General features: G+C 62.9%; 19 protein-coding genes. 12 read left to right on the forward strand and 7 right to left on the reverse strand.

Features of this window, described 5'->3' with window-relative positions:
* Positions 1 to 32: 32 nt before the first annotated feature.
* The gene (locus P0D80_RS04055) at positions 33 to 1,706 is read right to left on the reverse strand and encodes an FAD-dependent oxidoreductase (RefSeq protein WP_408281416.1); all 1,674 of its coding nucleotides are present in this window, start codon (positions 1,704 to 1,706) and stop codon (positions 33 to 35) included.
* Positions 1,707 to 2,023: 317 nt separating this feature from the next.
* Between P0D80_RS04055 and P0D80_RS04060 the strand changes: the two genes are divergently transcribed.
* Both P0D80_RS04060 and P0D80_RS04065 read left to right on the forward strand, forming a co-directional pair.
* Positions 2,024 to 3,937, forward strand: a complete 1,914-nt coding sequence (locus P0D80_RS04060; RefSeq protein WP_408281419.1) for an SMP-30/gluconolactonase/LRE family protein — start codon at positions 2,024 to 2,026, stop codon at positions 3,935 to 3,937.
* A gap of 83 nt (positions 3,938 to 4,020) precedes the next feature.
* Positions 4,021 to 4,353, forward strand: coding sequence for a DUF2322 family protein (locus P0D80_RS04065; RefSeq protein WP_408281421.1), 333 nt, complete (start codon positions 4,021 to 4,023; stop codon positions 4,351 to 4,353).
* 111 nt (positions 4,354 to 4,464) lie between these two features.
* Here P0D80_RS04065 and P0D80_RS04070 read toward each other — a convergent pair whose 3' ends face one another.
* The 5 genes from P0D80_RS04070 to P0D80_RS04090 all read right to left on the reverse strand — a co-directional run bounded on the left by P0D80_RS04070 (position 4,465) and on the right by P0D80_RS04090 (position 9,592).
* On the reverse strand, positions 4,465 to 5,466 hold the full coding sequence (locus tag P0D80_RS04070; RefSeq protein ID WP_132377638.1) for a transketolase family protein: 1,002 nt from the start codon (positions 5,464 to 5,466) through the stop codon (positions 4,465 to 4,467).
* Positions 5,463 to 6,308: a transketolase gene (locus P0D80_RS04075; RefSeq protein WP_408281424.1), complete on the reverse strand. Its 846-nt coding sequence runs from the start codon at positions 6,306 to 6,308 to the stop codon at positions 5,463 to 5,465. The genes P0D80_RS04070 and P0D80_RS04075 overlap by 4 nt, the downstream gene beginning before the upstream one ends.
* Before the next feature lie 38 nt (positions 6,309 to 6,346).
* Positions 6,347 to 7,675 carry an MFS transporter gene (locus tag P0D80_RS04080; RefSeq protein WP_132377636.1) on the reverse strand — a complete coding sequence of 443 codons (1,329 nt, stop codon included), beginning with the start codon at positions 7,673 to 7,675 and terminating at the stop codon, positions 6,347 to 6,349.
* 73 nt (positions 7,676 to 7,748) lie between these two features.
* Positions 7,749 to 8,498 carry an SDR family NAD(P)-dependent oxidoreductase gene (locus P0D80_RS04085; protein WP_408281426.1) on the reverse strand — a complete coding sequence of 250 codons (750 nt, stop codon included), beginning with the start codon at positions 8,496 to 8,498 and terminating at the stop codon, positions 7,749 to 7,751.
* Between the two features lie 197 nt (positions 8,499 to 8,695).
* On the reverse strand, positions 8,696 to 9,592 hold the full coding sequence (locus tag P0D80_RS04090; RefSeq protein ID WP_408281428.1) for a LysR substrate-binding domain-containing protein: 897 nt from the start codon (positions 9,590 to 9,592) through the stop codon (positions 8,696 to 8,698).
* A gap of 382 nt (positions 9,593 to 9,974) precedes the next feature.
* Between P0D80_RS04090 and P0D80_RS04095 the strand changes: the two genes are divergently transcribed.
* The 4 genes from P0D80_RS04095 to P0D80_RS04110 all read left to right on the forward strand — a co-directional run bounded on the left by P0D80_RS04095 (position 9,975) and on the right by P0D80_RS04110 (position 14,609).
* Positions 9,975 to 11,501 (forward strand): ATP-binding cassette domain-containing protein, encoded by a 1,527-nt coding sequence (locus P0D80_RS04095; protein WP_408281430.1) that lies wholly within the window; start codon positions 9,975 to 9,977, stop codon positions 11,499 to 11,501.
* Between the two features lie 49 nt (positions 11,502 to 11,550).
* Positions 11,551 to 12,546 (forward strand): ABC transporter permease, encoded by a 996-nt coding sequence (locus P0D80_RS04100; RefSeq protein ID WP_132377632.1) that lies wholly within the window; start codon positions 11,551 to 11,553, stop codon positions 12,544 to 12,546.
* Between the two features lie 38 nt (positions 12,547 to 12,584).
* Positions 12,585 to 13,619: a substrate-binding domain-containing protein gene (locus P0D80_RS04105; RefSeq protein ID WP_408281433.1), complete on the forward strand. Its 1,035-nt coding sequence runs from the start codon at positions 12,585 to 12,587 to the stop codon at positions 13,617 to 13,619.
* 102 nt (positions 13,620 to 13,721) lie between these two features.
* Positions 13,722 to 14,609 (forward strand): amidohydrolase family protein, encoded by an 888-nt coding sequence (locus tag P0D80_RS04110; RefSeq protein ID WP_408281476.1) that lies wholly within the window; start codon positions 13,722 to 13,724, stop codon positions 14,607 to 14,609.
* A gap of 66 nt (positions 14,610 to 14,675) precedes the next feature.
* Here the strand turns inward: P0D80_RS04110 and P0D80_RS04115 are convergent, their stop codons facing one another.
* Positions 14,676 to 15,515 (reverse strand): metallophosphoesterase, encoded by an 840-nt coding sequence (locus tag P0D80_RS04115; RefSeq protein ID WP_408281436.1) that lies wholly within the window; start codon positions 15,513 to 15,515, stop codon positions 14,676 to 14,678.
* Positions 15,516 to 15,936: 421 nt separating this feature from the next.
* Between P0D80_RS04115 and P0D80_RS04120 the strand changes: the two genes are divergently transcribed.
* The 6 genes from P0D80_RS04120 to P0D80_RS04145 all read left to right on the forward strand — a co-directional run bounded on the left by P0D80_RS04120 (position 15,937) and on the right by P0D80_RS04145 (position 20,472).
* A complete protein-coding gene (locus tag P0D80_RS04120) occupies positions 15,937 to 16,209 on the forward strand; it encodes a hypothetical protein (protein ID WP_408281438.1) in 273 nt (90 codons plus the stop codon).
* Positions 16,210 to 16,691: 482 nt separating this feature from the next.
* On the forward strand, positions 16,692 to 16,886 hold the full coding sequence (locus tag P0D80_RS04125) for a hypothetical protein (protein WP_408174851.1): 195 nt from the start codon (positions 16,692 to 16,694) through the stop codon (positions 16,884 to 16,886).
* A complete protein-coding gene (locus P0D80_RS04130; protein ID WP_408174849.1) occupies positions 16,883 to 17,065 on the forward strand; it encodes a Flp family type IVb pilin in 183 nt (60 codons plus the stop codon). The genes P0D80_RS04125 and P0D80_RS04130 overlap by 4 nt, the downstream gene beginning before the upstream one ends.
* A 132-nt stretch (positions 17,066 to 17,197) precedes the next feature.
* Positions 17,198 to 17,734 carry an A24 family peptidase gene (locus tag P0D80_RS04135; protein WP_408281442.1) on the forward strand — a complete coding sequence of 179 codons (537 nt, stop codon included), beginning with the start codon at positions 17,198 to 17,200 and terminating at the stop codon, positions 17,732 to 17,734.
* 35 nt (positions 17,735 to 17,769) lie between these two features.
* The gene (gene cpaB / locus P0D80_RS04140) at positions 17,770 to 18,603 is read left to right on the forward strand and encodes a Flp pilus assembly protein CpaB (protein WP_132377625.1); all 834 of its coding nucleotides are present in this window, start codon (positions 17,770 to 17,772) and stop codon (positions 18,601 to 18,603) included.
* Positions 18,604 to 18,690: 87 nt separating this feature from the next.
* Positions 18,691 to 20,472: a type II and III secretion system protein family protein gene (locus P0D80_RS04145; protein WP_408281445.1), complete on the forward strand. Its 1,782-nt coding sequence runs from the start codon at positions 18,691 to 18,693 to the stop codon at positions 20,470 to 20,472.
* Positions 20,473 to 20,484: the final 12 nt, after the last annotated feature.

Genomic DNA, 20,484 nt, shown 5'->3' on the forward strand with positions numbered 1-20,484 from the left:
CGCTGGCCGCCAGGCGCACGCAGCGCCCGGTCTCACCTGTTCAGCGCCAGATATTGATGCAGCGACTGGATCGCGGCCGCTCCCTCGCCGACGGCGGCCGCAACCCGCTTCACCGAGCCGCTGCGCACGTCGCCTACAGCAAAGATGCCGGGCCGGCTCGTCTCCAGATAATGAGGCGGGCGGTCCGACGACCACTGCGGAACCGCATCGGGACCCGTGAGGACGAAGCCGTGTTTGTCGAGCGCGACGCAATCGCCTAGCCAACCGGTACTCGGCTGTGCGCCGAGAAACAGGAACACATGGCGGATCGGTTTCTCCTCGATGCGGCCTTGACTGTCCCACTTGATCGATTCGAGTTGGGTCTCGCCGTTCAGTTCGACGATCTGCGTGCGCATATGAACGCTGATGTTCGCCGCCGCTTCGATCCGTCGGATCAGATAGTTCGACATGCTCGCGCTGAGTCCGTCGCCGCGAATCACGATATGCACGTGACGCGCGAATCCCGACAGGAACACCGCGGCCTGCCCAGCCGAATTCCCGCCACCGACTATGACCAGTTCCTGGTTGTTGCAGAACGCGGCTTCCATATAGGTCGCGCTGTAATAGATGCCGCTTCCCTCGAACTCTTCGAGGCGCGGCAGGAGCGGCTTTCGATAGCGCGCGCCGGTCGCGATGACGACCGCGCTGGCATACACGTGCTCGTTGTAATTGAGGCGCAAATGAAAGGGCGGCGCGTTCTCACATTCGATGCCGAGCACTTCGATGGGCACGCCGACTTCCGCACCGAATTTGCGGCATTGGGACAGGCCCCGGCCGGCAAGCGCTTGCCCCGAGATGCCGGTCGGGAATCCAAAGTAATTTTCAATCTTCGAGCTGGTGCCGGCCTGGCCACCGGGCGCCTTGGTGTCGAGCACCGCGACCCTCAGTCCTTCGGAGGCCGCGTACACCGCGGCCGCAAGACCTCCCGGTCCCGCGCCGACCACGACCACGTCGAACCGTTCGCCGTTCAGCCGGTCGGGGCTCAGGCCGATCGCATCGGCCACCGCCCGGTTGGTCGGCTGCTTGAGCACATTGCCTTGCAGGGTGACGATCACGGGAATATCGGCTTCGGTTGCGTCATAACGCTCGAGCAACCCCTTGGCTTCCTCGTGTTCGACGATATCGAAGTAGGCGAAAGGCTGCGCATTGCGGCTCAGGAAATGCCGCAGCACGAGCGTGCTCCACGAAGCCGAACTGCCGATCACCAGCAGACCGCCGTGCTGATCCTGAATGAACGCGACGCGCCGCAGGATGAACGCGCGCATGATCGTTTCGCTCAACTCCGCTTCCGCGACGACGAGCGCCCGCAGCGATTCCTCGTCGATCACGATCACTTCGCAATCGCTGATGGCGTGGGCCGTCGCGACCGCGCCGCGGCCCGCGAGCGTGCCCACCTCGCCGGTGAAGCAGCCGGGGCCGTGCGTGCCCAGAACGTGGCGCTTGTCGCCGGCGCCTCGGGTCGCCTCGATCGCGCCGGAGACGACGGTGAACATGGGAATGTGCCGGTCGCCTTCGGTGAACAGGATGTCGCCTGCCTTCAGCCGGCGCCGTTCGCCGTATCGTTCCAGCACCGCAAACTGACGTTCATCGAGCGTTGGAAAAATCTGATGGTGGCGGCTGCCGCCGGGCACCAGGTCTTCACGTCTGCTTGACGACTTATTGCTCATGGGGCGTTCCGAATGGAGGGCGCGTGCTGCGCGCCGTGGTGAGCTTGCTGCCGGATGCCGCATCGGCGCGAACGGTCTGCATGGACCGGAGACGACGGCGGACCGTCCTATCCGCAGAGATTGTGCGCCTGAGACCAGGCCTAGGTAAAGTGCGAAAAAGAGGGGTGTGCCGCTTGCTCGTGGGCGGCCCATTTCCATTTACATGCACGCTGCATGGTTTAATTGCTGGGCCTTGAACATATCTTCATACGAATCACCGACTTTTCATATCTGGCGAGTTACATTGTCGAGAAATGATTGTTCGGAGAGCATTACTCATGGTCAAGCACCATATCCGTGCCACGCTCCTGTGCGCGGCGATCTTGTTCGCGCAGACCTGTTACGCGCAATACACCACCGACTGGCTGGGCAATACGTTCGGCACACTCGCCGCGCACGTGGGCAACACCGCGCGCTCGCTATGGGTCGCGCCGGAAGGCGTGATCTACACGGCTTCGTTGTGGGACGAGAACGAGGGCGGCGTCGCGATCTATCAGAACGGCCAGAGCCTCGGCTCGATCGGCACGCACGCCGACTTTCAGGGCAGCGCCATTACCGGCAATGCCACGTCGATCTTCGCAGCGTTGCAATACAACAGGTCGTTCGGCAGCGGCTCGGTGGGGCGCTACAACCGCGCGACCCAGACGCGTGACCTGATCATCCCCGTCAGCGTGTGGACCGCGATACCGCATGCCGATGTCATCACCGGACTCGCGACTGCGGGCTCATTGCTGTATGCGAGCGACTTCTACGGCAATCGCGTGCGCGTCTTCACGACCGACGGCGTCTGGCAGCAGGACATCAAGGTATCGGGTCCCGGTGCGCTGGCGCTGGATAGCGCCGGCAATCTGTGGGTCGCGCAGCAGAGCGCGGCCACGATCGTCGAATTCAGTCCGGCCGGCGCGCTGCTGAACACCATCCAGATGCCGGCGACGTCGCGGCCCTCGGCGCTGTATTTCGATGCCGCGTCCGCGCAACTCATGGTCGGCGACCAGGGGCCGGACATGAATATCAAGCGCTACACGATCGCGGGCACGCCGACGCTCATCGGCACGTTCGGCATTCAGGGCGGCTATCTCGACACCACCAGCGGCATCAAAGGGCAGGTGGGCGACAAGCGCTTCACACGCGTGGTCGGCATCGGCAAGGACGCCGCCGGCAACCTGTACGTGCTCAACAACCCGTGGGGCGGCAGCTGGGACCTCGGGCGCAACGGCGCCACCGACCTTCACGCCTACGACAGCGCCGGCAACCTCGAATGGAAGCTGCAGTCGCTCAACTTCGAAGCGGTCGCGGCCCCGGACCCGTCGACGGACGGCACCTACTTCTACAGCGGCACGCACATTTACACCGGCACGGCGGGCGGCACCTTCGTCGCGAACACGGTCGACCCGTTCACGTATCCGTCCGATCCGCGCCTGAACATGAACGACACGCAGCGCGACGAGCACTTCGGCCAGCTCGTCACGGTCGGCGGTAACCGGATTCTGGTGGCGTCCGGACAGAACCCCGGCGTCTTCTATTTTTTCCATTTCAATCCGGCGAGCGGCTACATAGCGATACCGGACGCGTCGATTCCGGGAGCGGCGTTCAATACGAATCTGCAGGTCACGGGCGGCTTCAGCATCGATAGCAGGGGCGACGTGTGGGCCGGTCTGGACCGGACGAATCACATCTATCACTATCCGCTGAGCGGCTTCGACGGCAACGGAAAACCGACTTGGGGCCCGGCGGTCACGATCTCCATTCCGCAAAGCATCCGGCCGCTTACGCGCATCCTCTACCTCGCGGAGAGCGACACCATGATCCTCGCGCAGGGCATTGCGGGAAGCTGGGACTGGACGGCCATGCAGTCGCGCATCGAGGTCTATCACGGCTGGAGCGCGGGCAACACCACGCGGCCCGACCCCGTGATTACTCTCACCAGCGCCAATCCCAAGTCGATCACGGCGGCGGGCAATTATCTGTTCGTCGGCTATGTGCACACAGTGCCGAATATCGACGTCTTCAATCTCACTACGGGTCAGCTCGTCACCACGCTGATCAATTCGAGTCCGGCAACCGTGGATGTCGGCAACGACGTCGATTCGATGTACGGCCTGCGTGCGTATCTCAGAGCCGCGGGCGAGTATGTGATCACGAAAGACAACTACAACGGTTCGAGCATGGTGGTGTATCGCTGGACGCCATGACGACCGTGCGCTCGGCTATGACACTCCCTATCGGATAAGATACGGCCCGCGCCGCAATTTTCCGAACACAAGGAGTGGTTTCAATGATTCAACCGGGCAACGTATTCAAGAACAACGTCGCACAGATGCCGGCTATCGACGGTATCGCGCGTATCGATCTGCTGGACGGCAAGGGCGCCGTGGTGGCCAGCATCGAGAACAAGCCGGGCAAGCAGGGCTCGCTTGCGGTGTACAACTATCTGCGGCAAACGTTCGGCACGCTCGACGCCAAAGCGGCCGAGCACGGCCTCGTGGTGTTCGCCGAGCATACGGCCGATGCGCGCAATCGTCCGGGTGCGCACCCGAACGTCGACATCCTGCTCGCGATCGCGGCGGGTGGTGAAGCGTTGCGGATCGACGTGGTGGGTGCTGGATGAAATGAGTTGTTCATCATCAGCGTGGCGCGGGCGGGCGAGTCGATCCGCAAGGCCGCGCTGGTCGGATAAGACGACGCCGGCTGCATGCCGGCGTCGCCGATCAACACACGTTCAGTTCAACCAGCCCTTGATCGCCTCGGACATCGTGGCAGTCGAAATGCCATAGCGGTCGTGCAATGTCGGCAACGCGCCGGCATCGAGGAACGCATCGGGCAGACCCACTTGCCGGAAGTGACACGCCACGCCCGCGCGCATCAGTTCCGCGGCGACCGCTTCGCCCAGACCACCGATCACCGTATGATTTTCGGCGACCACCACGAGCCGCCCCGAGCGCTTCGCTTCGCGGACGATCGTTTCCGTGTCGAGAGGCTTGATTGTCGGCACATGCAGCACGGCTACGCCGATCCGGTCGTTCTCCAATGCCTTCGCCACTTCGAGTGCGCGCATCGTCATGATGCCGGACGAGATGACCAGCACTTCCGCGCCGTCGCGCAACAGCTTGGCTTTGCCGAGTTCGAACGTGTAGTCGTATTCGTCGAGCACTGCCGGCACGTTGCCGCGCAGCAGGCGCGCATAGACGGGGCCCTGATGCGCGGCGATCGCGGGCACCATCTGCTCGATGTCGAGCGCGTCGCAGGGATCGATCACGGTCATGTTCGGCATCGCGCGCATCAGGGCGAGATCTTCCGCGGCCTGGTGGCTTGGACCGTAGCCGGTCGTCAGGCCCGGCAGCGCGCAGATGATCTTCACGTCGAGATTGTCTTCGGCGATCGTTTGATGCATGAAGTCGTACGCGCGGCGCGTGGCGAAAACCGCGTAGGTCGTGACGAACGGTTGCGCGCCTTCATGCGCGAATCCCGATGCCGCGCCCATCAGTAATTGCTCGGCCATGCCCATCTGGTAGAAGCGCTCCGGAAATTCCTTGGCGAAGATATGCAGGTCCGTATATTTGCCGAGGTCGGCGGTCATGCCGATCACGTTCTGCTTTTGCCGCGCCAGTTCCACCAGCGCGTGGCCGAAGGGCGCGGAACGTGTGACCTGTCCTTCGCTCGCGATCGACGCGATCATCGCGGAGGTCTTCAGGCGCGGTTTGCTCGCGGTTGCGTTGCTCATGCTTGTCTCCCTACTTCGAGTGCCTGGAGCGCCAATTGCCATTCATGGGCATCGACGCGGATAAAGTGGTTTTTCTCGCGTTGTTCGAGGAACGGCACGCCGCAACCCATGCGCGTATCGGCGATGATGATGCGTGGTTGCGCAACCGGATGCTGGCGGGCCGCATCGAACGCGGTGGCCACGGCGGCGATATCGTTACCGTCCACGCGCTGCGTGAACCAGCCGAACGACTCCAGTTTTTCGACGAGCGGTTCGAACGCCATGATCTGCGTCGACGGACCGTCGGCCTGCTGGTTGTTCACATCGACCACGGCGATCAGGTTGTCGAGCTTCCAATGACTCGCGGACATCAGGCCTTCCCAGATCGCGCCTTCGTCCAGTTCGCCGTCGGAGAACAGCGTGTACACGAATGACTTCGAACCTTTGCGCTTCAGGCCGAGGCAGCGGCCCACCGCGATGGTCAAGCCCTGGCCGAGCGAGCCGCCGGACATCTCCATGCCGGGCGTGTAGCTCGCCATGCCCGACATGGGCAAGCGGCTGTCGTCGCTGCCGTAGGTTTCGAGTTCTTCCGCGGGCAGAATGCCGGCTTCGAAAAGCGCCGCATACAGTGCGATCGCGTAGTGTCCGTTCGACAGCAGGAAGCGGTCGCGCTCCTCCCATTCGGGATCTTCCGGCCGGTAGCGCATGGCGCCGAAGTAAGCGACAGCGAGAACATCGGCGATGTCGAGCGCCTGGCCGATATAACCCTGGCCCTGCACTTCACCCATCAACAGCGCGTTTCTACGGATACGGTATGCGTGTTCGGCAAGGCTTGCCGTCGGCACGCGTTCTGGACTGTTCATGTTGTCTCCTGTGATCAGTCATAAAGAGTAAGAAAAGTTCAGCGGTTCACGGACTTCGCGGGCACCAGAAACACGAGGCAAGCGCCGAGCGTGACGGCCACCGAGATAAAGATCAGTCCAGCTGTCGACTTGCCAGTCAGATCGTTGAGCCAGCCCACGATCGCCGGCGAGAAGAAGCCCGCGAGATTGGCGATGCAGTTCACCGCGGCGATCCCGGCTGCGGCCGACATGCCGCCGAGCAACGCGGTCGGCAGCGACCAGAACTGCGACGAGGACGCGAGAATGCCGGCGGCAGCGACGCTCAGACAGACGATAGAGGCCGGCACACTGCCGATTGCGGGCAGCAGGATGAAGCCCGCCGCGGCGATCAGCATCGGAATCGCCAGATGCAGCCGGCGTTCGCGATGACGGTCCGCGCTCATGCCGACCAGCGGCAGTGCGATGATGGCGCACAGATAAGGAATCGCGGTGAACACGCCGATCCACAGCGGATCCGCGACGCCGGATTTGCGGATGATGGTCGGCAGCCAGAACGTCAGGCCGTACTGGCCGAGCACCACGCAGAAGTAGATCGCAGCCATCAGCCACAAGCGGCGGTCGCCGATGAACGACTTGACCGAGACGTGGGCGATCTTATGCGCGTTGTCGCCGGCCACATTGCGGGCGAGCAGCGTCTTTTCGGAATCCGTCAGCCACTTCGCTTTCGCGATGCCATCGTCGAGATAGAGCAGGATCGCGACGCCGAGCACGAGCGAGGGCAGTGCTTCCAGTAGGAACAGCCACTTCCAGCCGGCCATGTCCATCGCGCCTTGCAGCGAGTGCATGATCCAGCCCGACAGCGGGCCGCCGATAATGCCGGCCAGCGGTATCGCCATGAAGAACAGCGACAACGCTTTGGCGCGGCGCGCGGCCGGAAACCAGTAGGTCAGATAGAGAATCACACCGGGCGCGAAGCCGGCCTCGGCGACGCCGAGCATAAAACGCAGCACGTAGAAGGCTGTAGGCGATTTCACGAAGATGAAGCACGCGGAGATCACCGCCCACGTCAACATGATCCGCGCGAGCCACTTGCGTGCGCCGACACGATGCAGCACCAGGTTGCTCGGCACCTCGAAGAGAAAATAGCCGAGAAAGAAAATCCCTGCGCCCATGCCGTACACGGTTTCGCTGAAGCGCAGGTCGTTGAGCATCTGCAGCTTCGCGAAGCCGACGTTGACACGATCGAGATAGGCGCCGAGATAGCACAGCATCAGGAACGGGATCAGGCGGCGGCTGACTTTCGCGTAAGTTTTCGACTCGAAGCTCGTCGAGTCCGCCTGGTTCGGTAGGTCGGCGGCAAGGGATGCCGCGGGGTATTTCGTTTTCATATGTGTCTCCTTCCATGGCCCCGGGATGGCCCGGGTGCCGGGCACGTTGCCGCTCTCTGCAAGCGGCAACGCGTCAATGAATGAGCATGCCGCCGTTCACGTCGAGCGTGATGCCCGTGAGATAGGTCGACAGGTCGCTGACGAGGAACAGGCACGCGTTCGCCACGTCGCTCGCGTCGCCGAGACGGCCGAGTGGAATGCCCTTGATGATGTCGGCGCGCATGTCCGTAGTGAGCTTGTCGCCGGTGATGTCGGTCTGGATCAGACCGGGCGTGATCGAGTTCACGCGAATGCTGTCGCCGCCGAACTCGCGGGCCATTGCACGCGAAAGACCGAGCACGCCGGCTTTCGCCGCGCTGTAGTGCGGGCCGCCGAAAATGCCGCCGCCGCGTTGCGCGGAGACCGACGACATGCAGACTATGCTGCCGCTCTTCTGCTCTTTCATCGCCGGCAGCACGGCTTGCGACATGTAGAGCGTGCCGCGCAGATTGACGTCGACGATCGCGTTGAAGTTTTCGGACGTGATGTCCAGCGTGCGCGCCGGTTGCGTGATGCCGGCATTGTTGATGAGGCCGTCGATGCGGCCGTAGCGCTCGAGCGTCGCTTTGGCGGCCGAGACGCACGCGTGTTTGTCGGTAACGTCGCAGGCGAGGCCCAGATGCGCGTCACCGAGATCGGCGGCGGCGCGCTGCGCGTCTTCTTCGCGCAGATCGAGAATGACGATGCGTGCGCCCTGAGCGGCGAGTGCTTTAGCGGTTGCCTTGCCGATTCCGCGCGGTGAGGCGGCGCCGGTCACGATGACGACTTTGTTCTCCAACAGCATGATTGTCTCCTGAGTGTTGATGTGATGGCCGAAGTGTCTACTGCGCGGCCGGTCGCATCAACGACGTACTGCTCAACTATGTTTGAGAAATTTTCAGGTGACGTGCTGCTTCGAAGCAGGCGTTGTATGGTGCGACGCCGCATTCACACTCTCAGCGCATGTGATGCTGGAAAACCCTGGCAAAGATCGACGCGGACTCAGGCTTTGCGCTCCATGCGCCCGACCTCGCGCTCGATCCACGCGATAAAGCGCGTGACACGTGGAAGCTCGGCGTTTTGCGGCGGATAGACCAGATGATGCGCGCCGACCTCCACGGCGTGCGTCTCGTCGAATACCGGCACGAGCTTGCCTTCCCTGATCCGAACCGAGGCGAGCATCACGCTTTCCAGCGCGATGCCGAGGCCGAGCGCTGCTGCCTCCAACGACATGTACGAGCGGTCGAAGGAGAAGTCGAAGGTCTTATGGGCGGCCGATACGCCGGTGCGCCCGAACCACTGCTTCCACTGTACGTGCGGCGTCTCCGAATAGATCAGGCGATGTTGCAGCAGATCTTCAGGCGTTGTTACCGGATGGCTCTCCAGATATTTCGGCGACGCGAGCGGTGCGATGAATTCGCCGCGCAGCGTTCTGACTTCGAGGTCGCGCCAATTCGCGTAACCGTGGCGCAGGTCGATGTCGTAGTAACCGCTGGTAAACGAGACGTCCTCATATGAGCAGGCGAGATTCAACTGGATATCGCCATTGGCTTCCTGAAACGACGCGAGCCGCGGCAGCAGCCACATGAGCCCGAAGCTGGGGCTCGAATGCACCCGCAGGATATCGACGTCGGTGCGGCTCGACGCGCGTTCGGTCGCGCGGCTCAGATCCGCCAGCGATCCCGTCACATCGGACAGATAACGCTCGCCGGTCGGCGTGAGGACGAGCCCACGGCCCGAGCGATAGAAGAGCGGCTGGCCGATCACCGACTCGAGATTGCTGATCTGATGACTGACGGCCGACGCGGTCAAGCCGAGCTCTTCGGAGGCCCGGTTGACGCTTTTCGTTCTGGCCACGCTCTCGAACGCGACGATGGCTTTGACAGGTGGAATGCGCATAGTGAAATTTTTTTCAGATGCAGTTGAATGAAACCGCCTTGTTCGCACGCCATTCGCACTGCCATTCTGTCGACAAGCCGCGCAGCCAGGGATGCATGAAGTCCTCTCGATACTGATCCGGCAGTTTCACTGCCGCAGAGCGGCTAATCATAAACACAGGTTGCGCAGTGCAACAACTGTGCAGGAGACAGTAATGGATTATCCGACTTTCCCGGTGAGCGCGCGATTAGCCGACGCTCATACGCAGCCATTTCATCCCGTTCGTTCCCCTATCCAGTGAAAGCACTCGCCGGTCTACGCCGATGCGGTGTACCGGTGGGCTTCATACCACGCGCTCGCAGAACATACGCAGCGTGCGGAAAAACGCGGAAGGAGACAGGACATGACTGAACAACGCTTCTTGCTGACGGCGCGTTCGATCGTCAAGAGCTTTGGACCGACGAGCGTGCTGAAGGGATTCGATCTTTCGATCGCACCCGGTGAAGTGCACGCTTTTCTGGGTGGCAACGGCGCGGGCAAATCGACGCTGATCAAGATCATCTCCGGTCAGTTCGAACGCGACGGCGGCACGCTCGAATTCGACGGGCAAGCGATCGGCGCATCCGTAGGCGGGCACGTTGCCGCCGGCACTATCGCGGTCGTCAATCAGGAACTGGCACTGCTGCCGCATCTGTCCGTGGCCGAGAACATCGCGATGCCGCGGCTGCGGCGCGGTACGGCGAAATATAGCGAACGCGCGTCGATGGAGCTCGCCGTCGAAGCGCTGTCGCTGATCGATCCGCAGTTCGCGCGTGAATCGTCGGGACGGCTGGTCGGCGATTTGACCTTGCACGAGCGTCAACTCGTGGAGATCGCCCGCGCGCTCGGCTCGGGCGCCAAGCTGTTGTTGCTCGACGAACCGACCGCCAATCTGACCGCCGCGGAAACGATTCGGCTCTTTGCGGTGTTACGGCGACTGATCGCCGATACGGGGCTCGCGGTGCTGTTCGTCTCGCACCGCATGCGTGAGATTCGCCAGATCGCCGACGTCTGCACGATCATTCGCGACGGTAAGACGGCCGTCGATCGCGTCGCGCTCGATGCGATCACGGACCGCGAGATCATCGAATGCATGGGGCAGAGCATCGTGGTCGACGAGGCGGCGGCAAGCGTCGCGGAGTCGGCGGAGTTGGCGGAGCAGGACACCGGCGGTAACGGTGCGCGCATTCATGCCGGCGCATTGCGGATTGAACGCGACGGCGTGGCGATCGAGGTGCCGGCGGGCGCGATCATCGGTCTAGCGGGTGCGCCGGTCGGTCCGTCTTCGCTGATCGATGCGCTGACCGGCATCGCGCCCGCCGGTTCGTGGGCCATCACACGCGACGGCGCTCGCGTCAGCTATGGGCATCCTTCGGCCGGTGCGCGCGATGGCGTCGGCTTCGTCTCGGGCGATCGCTCGAACAAGGGTGTGCTCGCCACGCTGCCTATCGTCGACAACCTCGTCGCGGCGGCGCGTGTCGTCAACCGGCGCAGTGTCGTGAAGCGCGAGGAGATCGAACAGAGCACACGGCTGCTCGACGCACTGAAGATTCGCGCGGGCTCGCTGTGGGACCTGCCGGCCACACTGAGCGGCGGCACGCAGCAGAAATTGCTGATCGCCCGCTGGCTATTACTCCGCCCAAGACTGCTGGTGCTCGAAGAGCCGACCCGCGGCGTGGACATTCGCACGAAGCGCGAAATCTACGCGTTGATTCGCAAGATGGCGCGGCAGGGCACGACGATCGTCTGGTGGTCGACCGAATACATCGAGCTGGTCGAACTGTGCGACACCGTGCTCGCGTTCGATCTGGACGGCAAGCCCACCGAAGTCTTGCGCCACGCCGACGTCAACGAAACGCAACTCGCCGCCGCAACGGGCATGGCCGCCTAGCGAAGGCTAACGCCGCTTCGCACAAAACATCATCATTCTGGAGACAGTCATGAAATCAGCCACTCATCCGATCGTGGAGGGGCAGCCCAAACGCAGTGGCGCGGGGCGCCGCCTGCTATCCGCCTACCGCACCGAAATCGCGATTGCCATTGCGATCATCGTGATCGAACTCGCGGTCGGCATGATCGTGCCGGCCGCGCTGTCGGGCGGCAATATTTCCAACGTGACGCAGGCGGCTGCGCCGCTCGTCATCATGGCGTTCGGCGTGTTACTCGTGATCATCACCGGCGGCATCGATCTGTCCGTCGGTTCGGTGTTCTCGCTGACCGGCATGGTCACCGGCCTTGCGATGGCGCACGGCTACGGCGCGGTCGCGAGCAGTGTCGCGGGACTCTCGGTCGGCATCGTGATCGGCGCGCTAAACGGTGCACTCGTGACGTTCGTCGGACTCGCGCCGTTCGTCGTGACGCTGAGCACGTATGCGATTGCGGGCAGCCTCTCGTTCATCGTGACCGACGGCCATTCGCTGCCGATCTCCAACCCCGACTACTGGCTGCTCGATTCGGGGACGCTGATTCCCGGCCTGCCGAACTATGCGCTGTGGTGCGTGCTGCTGCTCGTCGCAATCGAATTCTGCTTGCGCAAGGTGGTGGCGGGCCGCTGGCTGTATGCGATCGGCAGCAGCAGTTCGTCGGCGCGTGTGATCGGGATTCCTGTCAATCGCGTGCGGCTCGGCGCGTATCTGCTTTCGGGCTTGCTGGCTTCGTTTGCAAGCATCGTCAGCGTCTCGTACATCAGCAATGCGGAAGCCACCGCAGGATCGAGCCTGATGCTGCAGGCCATCGCGGCCGTGGTGATCGGCGGCGCGAGCCTGTTCGGCGGGACCGGTTCGGCGATCGGCGCGCTGCTCGGTGCGCTGATGATCACGATCATTCAGAACGGCGCCAATCTGATCGGCGTGAACAGTTTCTGGCAAGGCACCGTGACCGGTGTCGTCATTCTCATCGCGGTTCTCGTGGACCGCATTACCAAAGCCCGGCGTTGAGCACGGGTTCGCTAAAACTATCAGGAAGGAGACACATCATGAACAAGCGCACGTTCAAATCAGCCGGCGGATTCTCGGGCCGGCCGGTCGCACGGGTCGCGGCGGCATCGGTGGCGGCATCTGTAGTCGCGCTCGCCGCGGCGTTCGCCTCGCAGATGGCGGTGGCGGCGGACAAGCAGACGGTCGCGTATATCGCGCCGTCGCTGGATATTTCGTACTGGCAGTGGGTCGCGTATGGCGTCAAGCAACGGGCGCAGGAACTCGGCATGGACTATGTCGAGTTTACCTCGGAGAACTCGCCGGCCAAGCAGATGGACAACGTGCGCACGGCCATGACGCGCGGCGTCAACGCGATCGTGATCGGGCCGGTCAGTTCGACCAGCACGCCGCCCGTATTGCGTCTTCTGAAGTCGAAGTCCGTGCCGGTGGCTTTTACGGGTATCGGGCCGCAAGCGGGACAGACGGACTATACGTCGGCCGTGACCGCGAATAACTACGATACGGGCAAGGCTCAGGGCACGTACGTCTGCAAGCTCGCAAAAGAGCGCGGCAGCAACAAGGTGGCGATGCTGTCGCTGCCGCAGGATCGCGAGAATGCGCAGAAGTATATGAAGGGCGCGCAGGAGTCGTTCAAGGCCGATGGCTGCGATCTGGTGCAGGTGCTCGAAACGCACGGGCTCACGGTCAATGAAGCGGTGCAGCAGGCCAACGACGTGCTGACCGCTCATCCGGACGTCAAGGCGATCTACGGCATGTACGACGAAGCCGCGACCGGCGCCGCCAAGGCGCTGCAAACGCGTGGTGCTGTCGGCAAGGTGGCGGTCGTCACCGCCGATGGCAGCCCGACGACGATCAAGCTGCTGCGCGACGGCACGATCCAGGGCATCTTCCTGCAAGAGGCGGTGGGGCAAGGGATCGACGCGACGACGCAGGTGTTCAATGCGCTGAACCACAAGCCGACCACCCAGGAACTCGCGCTCAAGGAGCCGCTCGTGACGAAGGAGACGATCGATCAGCCGGACGCGCAGGCCACCGTCAAGCGTGTCTATCCGCCTTCAGCGGGCAAGTACTGAGGAGTCGATGTTGAGTTGATTGCGCGGCCGCTCGTTGCATTGCGTTTTGTCGCGAGCCGAGCGGCGCGTCGTATAACCCTATAAGGAGGCACTGTGGACAATCTGCCTATCATCGACCCGCATCATCACCTGTACGATCTGAAGACCGGCAGCTATCCGTGGTTGCAAGGGCCGATGCTCAAACGCGTGTTCGGAGACTATTCGGCCATTCGCAAGGACTATCTGATCGACGATTTTCTTGCCGACATCAAGAATCAGAACGTGGTGAAGACGGTTCATCTTCAGGTCGAATACGACCACAACGATCCGGTGGCCGAAACACGATGGCTTCAGAGTGTCGCGGACAAACACGGCTATCCACATGGCATTGTCGGTTTTGCCGATCTGTCATCGCCGAACGCACAGGCCGTGATCGAAGAGCACTGTCAGTACAAGAACGTGCGAGGCATTCGCCAATGCCTGAATTTTCACCGCGATCCGGTGAAGACGTTTATCGACAGCCCGCATCTGATGAGCGATCCGCAATGGCGGCGCGGTTATGCGCTGCTCAAGGAGTACGGTTTGTCGTTCGATCTACAACTCTATTACACGCAGATGGAAGAGGCGCTCGCACTAGCGCGCGACTTCCCCGATACGCCCATGGTGCTCAACCACACCGGCATGCCAGTCGATCGCGCTCCCGAAGAGATCGAGGCGTGGAAAAAGAGCATGACCTTGCTTGCTTCAGCGGACAACGTTTTCTGCAAGATCTCCGGTCTGGGCATGGGCGACTGGAAGTGGACAGTGGACAGCATCCGTCCGTTCGTCCTGCATGCGATCGAAGCATTCGGCGTGGAACGCTGCATGTTCGCGAGCAACTTCCCGGTCGACAAACTGTTCAGCAGTTACGACGACGTGTTCAATGCGTTCAAGGAGATCACCCGGGACTTCTCTGCGCAGGAAAGGGCTGCGCTGTTTCATGACAACGCGGAGCGGGTGTACAGGCTGTGATGCCGGCGAGACGGTTGGCGTGGGCGGATGGAATGGCGGACGGCGAGCGCGCAATCGCCCGCCCGATCACACGCCCGAACCCGCCGGATAGCCTTTCGACCGGCCGAACGCGGGTTGTTCGCGAGCGGTGCGGTTGAGCAGCATGGGTATCTCGTCCAGACGCAGTAGCGTCAGCGCTCCGCCATACACCAGTCCCGTATCGACGTTGATGACGTTGCCGCGAACCCTCGGCTCGCGCACCGGCGTGTGTCCGACGATGACCGCGGCCACGCCGTCGATGCGGCCGCCCGGGTCGCGCCATCCCGAAGCAAACCGTTGGCACAGTTGCGCGAAGGCCCGCCGCATCGAAACAAAACCTGCCGGCTTGCCCGGAATCCAGCGCGAGCGATCCCAGATCGCCTTTCGGCGCACCGGTCCGTTGCGGTCCTCCTGTTCGAGCGCCTGAACCATCTTCGGCCACGATTGCATGGGCACGTTGGCGTGCACGATTCCCACAAGGCCGTCGTCCGTTTCGATTTCGATCGCGTAGGGAAGGGCCGCCATATACGTCACGATGTCGTCCAGCGCCGCTTTGTCGTAAGCCATGTCGAACAGCCACTCTCCGCCGTTGGAGCGAATCGACGCGTTCTTGCCGCCGTGATGGTGCCACCGCACGATCGTGTCCTCATGATTGCCGCGCACCGATTGAATCCGATATCGATTCACGAATTCGAGCACGGCCGGCGATTCGATGCCCCGATCGACCAGGTCGCCGACGGCGAAAAGCCTGTCGCGAGACGGGTCGTACCGGCGCAGTTCCAGTTCTCTTCGAAGCCGGCTAAAACAGCCATGCAGATCGCCTACGACGAAGTCGCGACCGGCCGTGTTCTTTTTGAAGCGTCGCACGGGTATGAAAGTCTGCTGCATGTTTTCACCGCAATGAGGTTGACGTGAAACGACGAAAGACTTCTGAACGGTTGCTGCGCGAAGCCCCTATGGTTTCGACCTCGAACGTGTCCTCGCTGGCCGGATTTCGCGCGCAGTCGAACGCGTCACTCAGTGTTGTCCGCCGATTGGGCGCTTTCAGTGTCGATTTGTAACGAGGTGTTGGGACGAGCATGCCGTTTCCATCGTCCGGATCGAGCTTCAGGACGAACGGGGCCTTGGTGGGGTGCGGGCGGAGCGGCGACATCGTCGCATTAGTCGGGTGGCGCGGGCAGTGTCTTTTACGCTCGGTTACAAGTGGCGCATGACGGCGCTCACAGTTCATAGCCGATGTCCTCGACGACCAACCGTTGTGGGCGCACCCATTGACTGGGCCGGCTCGCAGGGCTGAACGAAGCCGGACGTGTCGGCCTTCGTCGCTGTCCAGGTCGCCATGGCGCGCGCCATGAACGATGGTTTTATCGTTGCGCTTGCCAAACCGCGATGCCGAATGGGACCCCAAATCGCGCTGATAAGCGCCACTAGCAAGGCGCCGCGCATCATCCGGGGGCAAGGGATGCTTTCCTCGCGGAAACCAAAAATTTTTCGCCGCGGCGTCGATCCCAAGCGTTTCATCGCACGCGAGAACAATGGGGCGATCGACCGTCAATCGCGCAATGCGCGCTACCCCACATAGGAAAGTGTGCGGACATCGCTTTTCGCTGCCGTGCCAGCGCGCCGCTCTCGGGCCGTCCGTCTCACGCTTGCAACATTCCGGACGCGCCCAGTAAAACGTACTTTTGTCCGCTCAATGGCAGCATATTTGACCGAAGCATTTGTCGAACCATTGCCAGCCAACGGTCCTACGGGTTTTCCACACGCCGGAAATAATGCGCGGAGCATGGCCGGCGGGCTCCGCCCCGGCCCTTTCCCGTGTCTCAAATTCGAGTCATCGCGTGTTGCGAACTTGCTGGAGCCCTCCCCGCCGAATCGCCGATCCTTGTCCAGCAAGGCTTTGAGGCCTGCTGGCATACCCGTTGCAAATAGAGAGTCACAAAACGAAAAAACACGTTGCAGCCGGGACGCAGCAAAAAGATTCGGCAGCAACAACAGTCTTCGTGAACCGCGTTCGGGGAAGTCCACGCGTTTTACGGGGTGCGGCGGGGTCAACGAAAACAGATGTCGATAAACAACGACACGGTGATCGATACGGGGTATCGGCCACTTGTGATCGTGACGAAGCAAAGCGTTGGCCTCGCCCCTTTTTTCCGTCCTCGTGACGGGCTTGAACGCCGCTTCGGCGCGCCTGTTTTGCAGGCGGCTGCAAACGGCACTAAACCGAAGTCAACTTTCACTCTACGGGGGTTAGCATGAAGAACATGATCCAGAAATTTCTGCGCGAAGAAGACGGCGTTGCAGCGATCGAATACGGCCTGCTGGCCGGCCTGATCGCAGTGGCGATCGTTGTGACTGTCACTGCACTTGGCACGCGGCTGAGCGCCATTTTCAACATCATCACAGGCTCGTTGGCCGGCGTGGTCGCCCCGGCCTGACGCGACAAAGAGGCGTAAAGCCGATCGCCCCCCTGCCTCGACGGTCCTTCGGGACAGGGTAGCGACGGCCCCGCGCCGAACGAATCGACTCCAGTAAAGAAGGGCAATTCGATCCTTGAAACGGAGCAGGCAATGAACGGGGTTCCCTTTCCGGTTGGACCGTGCGTGATGACACTGGTACTCGTCGGCGCACTGTGGGACATGCAAACGCGCCGGATTCCTAACTGGTTGGTGGCGACAGGATTGATCGTGGCGATACCGGTGCAGTGGTTCACGCACGGCGGTGTCGACGGAATGACGATGTGGTTGGGCGGCCTGCTGGCCGGCGGCGCGATTTTCCTGCCGGGCTACGCAATGCGGCTGCTGGGCGCGGGCGACGTGAAGCTGATGGCGGCGATCGGCGCCTTCTGCGGCGCTTATGGCGCACTCGAAATAGGGTTGGCGACCTGCGTGATCGGTGGGATCGGGTCACTCGCAATATGGATTCGGCGTCGCCAGATGCGCGTCGGACTGGACGGGGTGGCGGCATTGCTGATCAGCTGCGCAACACCGGGAAACGGGGCGCTGCGAAGGTCGGGCAGTGTGGCTGAAAGCAGTGCGACGGGGACCATGCCTTACGGCGTCGCGATAGCAATAGGCAGCGCATGCGTGTTGTTCGCCAGCGTGTGACGGGTGCCGGGGCAGGACAAAATCGGGGGTTGAAAATGAAAAACGCGCGCGCTGTAACGATGCTGCTGATCGCGACGCTGGCGGGCCTCACCGCGGTGGTGTTCGCCTCGCGCTGGATGGTCTCGCAGTCGTCGAATGCCACGACCAAGGTCGTGGTGGCTGCATCCGATATCAATCTCGGTCAGCGGATCGGCCCGGACTTCCTCAAGCTCACCGACTGGCCGTCCAATAGCGTGCCGCCCGGATCCTTCACCGACATCCAGAAACTCGACGGCCGCGTGCTGAAGGAAAGCCTGCTGCACGGCGAACCGATTCTCGAGGCGAAGCTCACGCCGGTCGGCACGCTCGGGGGCCTCTCGGCGGTGATCGGTGAAGGCAAGCGCGCCATCACGGTGCGCGTAAACGACGTGATCGGCGTCGCGGGCTTCGCGCTGCCGGGCAATTACGTCGACATCATCGTCAACACGCAGAAGGATGGCCGCGATCCTGGTGCAACGCGAGATCAGAACATTTCGAAGATCGTGCTCGAAAAGATTCTCGTGCTAGCCGTCGCGCAGGAAGTGGGTCGCGACGAAACCAAGCCGAAGGTGGTCGACGCGGTGACGCTCGAAGTGTCGCCGGAACAGGCCGAGAAGATCGACCTTGCACGCAGCATCGGCACGCTGTCGCTGGTGTTACGCAATCAGATCGATCCGAAAGCGATCGACACCGCCGGCGCCACCAAGGCCAGCCTGCTGCAAACGCCGGTCGCCGTGGTGCCCGCACCCGAGCCCAAGCCGGTGCGCATCGTGCGCAAGGTGGCGGCGCATGCGCCGGCCAACTGCGTGCGAGTGCTCGACGGCGCCGACGCAAGACAAGAATGCTTTTGACAGGCTCGAGCCTGCAAGCCGTGACCGATGCGTGACTGACATCCAGACCGGCACGCAAAAAAAAGCGGCATATAACGGGGGTAGGACATGAACGCCATAACGACTCAGCGCGCTAGCGCGCCGCAGCACCCGCTCGGCCCGCGCGAAGCGAATCCGCGCTCGCCGCGCGGCCGCACGCGGATCGCCGAAGCCTGCACCTGTGTGCTGCTGGGCATGTATCTGACGATGCTGCCGGTGGCGCAAGCGGCCGGCCAGAATGTCGCTGCGGCGGGCGTGCCGGGCCTGCCGGACGTGCCGCTCACGTTGGCGTCGAATGGTTCGGTGCGTCTGACCATCGCCGCGAGCGGCATGGGCGCGGGCGCTTCGTCAGGCGGCGCGCAGCAAGGCAGCCGCGGACCGAATTGCAGCGGTCCGGTCGCCGAACATAGCTCTGTGACGATCCCGGTCGGCAAATCCGCGATGGTCGATGTGCGCGAACCGGTGAAGAGCCGCACCGTCGGCAATCCGTCGGTCGTGCAGGCCATGCTCGTTTCCCCGCAAACACTTTATCTGCTCGGCTCCGACGTCGGCACCACCAACATGATCGTGCAAGGCCGCAGCGGCTCCTGCACGATCATCGACGTGAGCGTCGGCGCGGACCCGGGCGGGCTGCAACAAACTCTCGCCGCGCTGATGCCCGAGGAAACCGGCATTCAGGTGAAGGCCGCCGCCGATACGCTGGTGCTGACCGGCACGGTCACCGATGCGGTCAAGGCCGAACGCGTGCTCGAACTGGCGCGCGCCTTCGTGTCCCGTCCCACCACCGCCTTGCAAGGCGCCGCGCCGATGGGCAACGGCCCCTTGCCGGTCGGCGCCGCGCCGCGCGCGATGGGCATGCCGGCGCCGTCGCTCGGCAGCGCGGGCGGCGAACGCATCATCAACATGATGCATGTGGCTGCGCCGCAGCAGGTCATGCTCGAAGTGAAGGTCGCCGAAGTCTCGAAGACGCTGATCGACCAGCTCGGTATGGCGGCCAACATCAACGGCGGCATCGGCAGCTGGAGCTTCGGCTTGCTGGCCAATTACCTGTCGGGCGGACTCAGCGCGCTGACCGCATCGAAAGCGAACAACTCGCCGCTCAAGATGGCCATCGACGCGCAGAAAACCGATCAGCTCGTGAAGATCCTCGCCGAGCCGAACCTGATCGCGATCAGCGGCCAGGAAGCGAGTTTCCTCGCGGGCGGCAAAGTCTATATTCCGGTGCCGCAAAGCAACGGCGCGGGCGGCACGACCATCGTGCTGCAGGAAGAACAGTACGGCGTCGGCCTGACCTTCACGCCGACCGTGCTCGAAGGCGGCCGCATCAACCTGAAAGTGGCGCCGGAAGTGTCCGAACTGTCGTCCACCGGCGTGGTGGTCAGCGCCGGCAACTCGAACACGACCTCGATCCTGCCGCTGATCACGACGCGGCGCGCCTCCACCACGCTGCAGGTGTTCGACGGCCAGAGCTTCGCGATCGGCGGCCTGCTGAAGAGCAACGTGACCGGCACGATCAAGGGCTTGCCCGGCGCCGCGGAATTGCCCGTGCTCGGCGCGCTGTTCCGCAGCACCAGCTACGAGCAGGACAAGACCGAACTGGTGTTCGTCGTGACGCCGCGTCTCGCCAAACCGCTGCCGGAGCACTATCCGCTGCCGACCGATCACTTCGGCGACGCCAGCGAAGCGAACGTGTACCTGACCGGCCACATGGAAGGCGAGAAGCGCGCCGCGCCGGCTGCGGGGGCTTCGGCACCCGCAGCGGCACCGGCGCCGGCGCCCGGGCCCGGGGCCGGGCCCCGGGGCGGGGGCCCCCCCCCCCCCCGAGCCGACCCACGACGAAAACGCCAGTGACAATTGCCCCGG

Origin of the sequence: Paraburkholderia sp. RL17-373-BIF-A, assembly GCF_046030175.1 — a bacterium.
Lineage (GTDB): Bacteria > Pseudomonadota > Gammaproteobacteria > Burkholderiales > Burkholderiaceae > Paraburkholderia.